This is a genomic window from Arthrobacter sp. TB 26 (assembly GCF_000427315.1).
Lineage (GTDB): Bacteria > Actinomycetota > Actinomycetes > Actinomycetales > Micrococcaceae > Arthrobacter.
In genome coordinates, this window is sequence record NZ_AUPJ01000359.1 from 1 (window position 1) to 4,260 (window position 4,260).

The 4,260-nt window shown below is 68.5% G+C and carries 4 protein-coding genes and 2 pseudogenes; 3 read left to right on the plus strand and 3 right to left on the minus strand.

Annotation, left to right across the window (positions count from 1 at the left end; genetic code table 11):
• Nucleotides 1-401: pseudogene (locus K789_RS23150) on the minus strand (transcription-repair coupling factor); the annotation flags it as partial.
• Between the two features lie 344 nt (nt 402-745).
• On the opposite strand from K789_RS23150, the pseudogene K789_RS23155 reads away from it, so the two are divergent.
• From K789_RS23155 to K789_RS0113915, 3 genes and pseudogenes are all read left to right on the plus strand, one after another.
• A pseudogene (locus K789_RS23155) lies at nt 746-2,283 on the plus strand (SDR family oxidoreductase).
• A gap of 48 nt (nt 2,284-2,331) precedes the next feature.
• A complete protein-coding gene (locus tag K789_RS0113910; protein ID WP_024367282.1) occupies nt 2,332-2,829 on the plus strand; it encodes a DUF2505 domain-containing protein in 498 nt (165 codons plus the stop codon).
• 3 nt (nt 2,830-2,832) lie between these two features.
• Entirely contained in the window at nt 2,833-3,054 is a 222-nt protein-coding gene (locus tag K789_RS0113915; RefSeq protein WP_024367283.1) for an SCO4848 family membrane protein, read from the plus strand.
• Nucleotides 3,055-3,158: 104 nt separating this feature from the next.
• On the opposite strand, the gene sufU is transcribed toward K789_RS0113915, so the two are convergent.
• Nucleotides 3,159-3,638, minus strand: coding sequence for a Fe-S cluster assembly sulfur transfer protein SufU (sufU, locus tag K789_RS0113920; RefSeq protein WP_024367284.1), 480 nt, complete (start codon nt 3,636-3,638; stop codon nt 3,159-3,161).
• Between the two features lie 12 nt (nt 3,639-3,650).
• Nucleotides 3,651-4,260, minus strand: a 610-nt coding sequence (locus tag K789_RS0113925; protein ID WP_024367285.1) for an aminotransferase class V-fold PLP-dependent enzyme, incomplete at its 5' end; no start/stop codon positions are given.

Here is a 4,260-nt window from a genome sequence, read left to right on the forward strand (position 1 = left end):
GCGAGCCGGCGCAGCACCGACAGGCGCCGGCCCACGGTGTCCGAGCGCGGCGAGAGACGTTCATGCGGGAGGGTTTCCCAGCTGGGGAATTCGGCGACGGCGTCGGCCGGCAGGAAGGCGCGCAGCGCCGCCGTCAGGTCCTCGGCTTCACGGCCGGTGGCGGTGATGGCAAGGACGACCGGTGCCAGGCCGCTGTTGTCCGCCGCGTCGTCCGCTGGCGCGGAGAGCCCGTCCGCCATTTCCGCGAGCAGCGCGGAGCGCAGGCCGGCGGGAGCGCTGATCTGATAGTCCTCGCTGCGGTCTGCGAAACCGCGCGAGGCTTCGGCGCGGACGCGGGCGTAGTTCCGGTCTTCGGCGAGGACACGGCGCAAACCGGTGAGAGAGGGGCCGTTGAGGCTCATGGGCTGAAGCTCCTGAAGGGATCACGGGGATGCAGGCAACACGAATAGCCGGAATTCGCGAGAATCCCGGGTACCCCAAGCCTACCGCGCACCCCGGACACGAATCCGGACGCAGCGGACCGCCAGAACAACGCGGGGTCACATAGCGCCCATCCTGAGGGCAACTATGGGCGATAGGTGACCCCGCGTTGCCTCGATGGAGGGAGGGCGGACGGGATCATTGCATGCTTGTGGGGCCACCAGGCTGCTCCGGGGTTGGGCTGCGCCGGGACTAGGCTGGCAGGATACGCGGCCGTCCGAACGGCCTGGCGCTCCGAATGCCTCATAGACGACAAGGAGTCACCATGACCGGCACGCCCGAAACCCCGCAGACCACGCCCGCGCAGACCGTCATGCCGAAGACGGTGCTGGTCACCGGCGCGACCGGCTACATCGGCGGCCGGCTGGTCCCCCGGCTTCTGGAGGCCGGTCACACCGTGAAAGTCCTGGTCCGGACGCCGGCCAAGATCGCCGGCGTCCCGTGGCTGGCCGACGTCGAAGTTGTCCAGAGCAGCCTTGACGACGGCGATGCCCTGCGCGCGGCACTGGAAGGCGTCGATGTCCTGTACTACCTGGTCCATTCCATGGCGGCCGGGTCGGGCTTCGAATCCAAGGAAAAGGCGATGGCCCAGACCGCAGCGCGGGCCGCGGCCGACGCCGGCGTGGACAGGATCGTCTACCTGGGCGGCCTGCACCCCGCCAACGCCGAGCTCTCCACCCACATGAGGTCCCGCGAAGCCGTGGGCAAGGTGTTCCTCGAGAGTTCGGTCGACGCCATCGTATTCCAGGCAGGAGTCGTGATCGGCTCCGGTTCGGCGTCGTTCGAGATGATCCGGCACCTGTCCGAGACGCTTCCCCTGATGCCCGCCCCCAGCTGGGTGCGCAACAAGATCGAGGCAATCGCGGTCCGGGACGTGCTGCATTATCTCGTCGGCGCCGCGGCGCTCGATGGCCCGATCAACCGCACCTTCGACATCGGCTGCCGCCAGGTCCTCAGCTACGCAGGCATGATGCAGGAATACGCCTCGGAGGCCGGCCTCCCGCACCGGGTGGTGCTGGCGCTGCCCATTCCGGCGCCCAAACTCGCGGGCATGTGGGTCGCGCTGACCACGCCGATCCCGCTCTCGATGTCGCTGCCGCTCGTGGAGTCCCTCCAGCACGATGCTGTCTCCCGGGAACACGACATCGACGCGTACATCCCCCCGCCGGAAGGAGGGCTCACCCCCTACCGAAAAGCAGTCGCCCTCGCCCTGGGCAAGGAGCGCGACGGCCAGGTGGAAACCACCTGGGCCAGTGCGGGCGCCGACGCCGATCCGCTTCCCTCCGATCCCGAGTGGGCCGGCCACCGGGTGTACCTCGACGAACGCAGCTACTCCAGCGACGTGGACCCGAAGCACGTCTGGACCATCATCGAAGGGATTGGCGGGCAGAACGGTTGGTATTCCATGCCTCTGGCCTGGCGCGTCCGCGGCTGGCTGGACAAACTCACCGGCGGAGCAGGGCTGCTGCGCGGCCGGCGGCATCCGCACCTGCTGGCCGAAGGCGAAGTGGTGGACTGGTGGCGGGCGGAGCGGATCGATCGCGGCCGGCTGCTCCGGCTGCGCGCCGAAATGCGGGCGCCGGGCCGTGCATGGCTGGAGCTGTCAGTGGAGCCGGAGGGAACCGGCAGCCGGTACCGCCAGCGGGCAATCTTCTTCCCGAAGGGTCTCAGCGGGCGCCTGTACTGGCTGGCGGNGTGCTGCCGTTCCATAGCCTGATCTTCCCTGCCATGTCGCGGAATATCACGGCCGCGGCGAGGGCCCTCCAGGACCAGGAATCGGAGCCAGCCGGGCACACCGCGTAGGATGTTTGGAGCCCGAAACGACCAGTTCCACCCCACGGAGGACCCCTAATGGCATTGAGTGCATCCACCAACCTTCCGCACAGCGTTGACCGCGTCACCGCTGTTTTCGTGAACGAGGACTTCCTGCGCCACACGAGTGAACTCGTCGGCGGCACCCTGGAGTCCTTCGCTGTCGACGGCGACACGGCCGGCGCCTTCAGCACCACCACCGTGCGGACTATTCCGACCACCCGGATGCCGGAGATCGCCCGGAAGTTCGTCGGCGAAAGCCTCAAGGTGACGCAGCTCGAAACCTGGGACGCCCCCGCAGTCGACGGCTCCCGGCTGAGCAACATCACCCTGAAGGTCTCCGGCGCACCCCTGGACGTCAACGCCGTCCAGCGCCTCGTCTCCGACGGCGGCAGCACCCGGATCGAGCTGGAAGGCACCGTCACGTCCTCGGTGCCGTTCCTGGGCGGCAAGATCGCCGAAGCGGCCGAGCCGATGGTGGGCAAGGCCCTGAACATCCAGTCCACCCAGGCCCAGGCCTGGCTCGAAAGCCACTAGCCCGTGGAGCTGCCGGCAATCCTGGCCGTCGTCCTGATCGTTGCCGGGCTCTGGTCCCTTGCCGTCTGGCCGCAGTTCCTGCGCCGGGTCAGGAAGGATCCGAGGTCCCGCGACGCCAACGGCAAAGCCACCCGCTTCCTCACCGTCCACGTCGTCCTGGTCAGCATCTCCATGCTGCTCGGGGCGGCGACGGCGGCCATCGGGATTGCCGGCCTGCTCGGCTAAGGCCACGTGCCCGGCGCGCGCGGGGCATGAGCGTCATGCCCCGCGCGGGCGTTCTTCAATTCCAGGGATTCAACGGTTCTCGGCGTTCTACGGGATCTGGAGTGCTACGGCATCTGGGGTGCCGGCGTGCTGGGCGCCAGTGCCTGGGCAAGGGCATCTTCGGCCGCAACCCAGGAGATCATGGCGCACTTGACCCGGGCGGCGTACTTGGAAACGCCCTCGAAGGCGGATGCGTCGCCGAGGATTTCGGGATCCGCGGCCATTTTCCCGCGGGACCGCAGGACCTCGCGGAAGTTGTCGATGACCGCCGTGAAGCTGCCGACGTCCATCCCCTCGGCGAGGTCGGTGAGCACCGAGGCCGAGGCCATCGAAATCGAACACCCTGCCCCGTCCCAGCGCACCTGGGCAACCTTTCCGTCGGACACCGCCACCCGGACAGTGATCTCATCCCCGCAAACGGGATTGAGCTGGTGGGACTGACCGGTCGACGCGCCCGCCGGAACCGGCGCTTCGGCCAGTCCGCTGCCGGTTCGCAGTTTCGCGTGTTCCAGGATGATCTGCTGGTACAGCTGTTCAAGGCTCATGCGGAATTATCCTTAGGCTCCAAAGTAGGCGCGGACCCCGGCGACAGCCGCGAGGAAGGCGTCCACATCAGACGTCGTGTTGTACAGGTAGGTGCTGGCCCGGGTGCTGGCTGTCAGTCCCAGGCGGCGGTGCAGCGGCTGGGCGCAGTGATGGCCGACCCGGACGGCGATACCCTTGCTGTCCAGGAACTGTCCGACGTCGTGCGCGTGCACACCGGCGACGTCGAACGACGCGAGGCCGATCCGTTCCTGTCCGGGAGCCGGCCCGAGGACCCGGACGCCGGGAATCGACGCGAGGCCCTCGACGAGGCGCTGCCCCAGCAAGGACTCCCAGGCGTGGACGCGGCCCATCCCCGTCTCGGTGAGGTAGTTCGCCGCGGCGGCGAGGGCGATGGCCTGGGATACTTTCTGGGTCCCCGCTTCGAAGCGCTGCGGGGCCGGCAGGAATGCGGCGCGCTCCATCGTCACGGTGGTGATCATCGATCCCCCGGTGAGGAACGGCGGCAGCGCGTTCAGCAGCTCGGACCGGCCGTACAGCACGCCGATGCCGGTGGGGCCCAGCATCTTGTGTCCCGAGAGGACCGCGAAGTCGACGCCAAGGTCCCGCACGTCCACCGGCAGG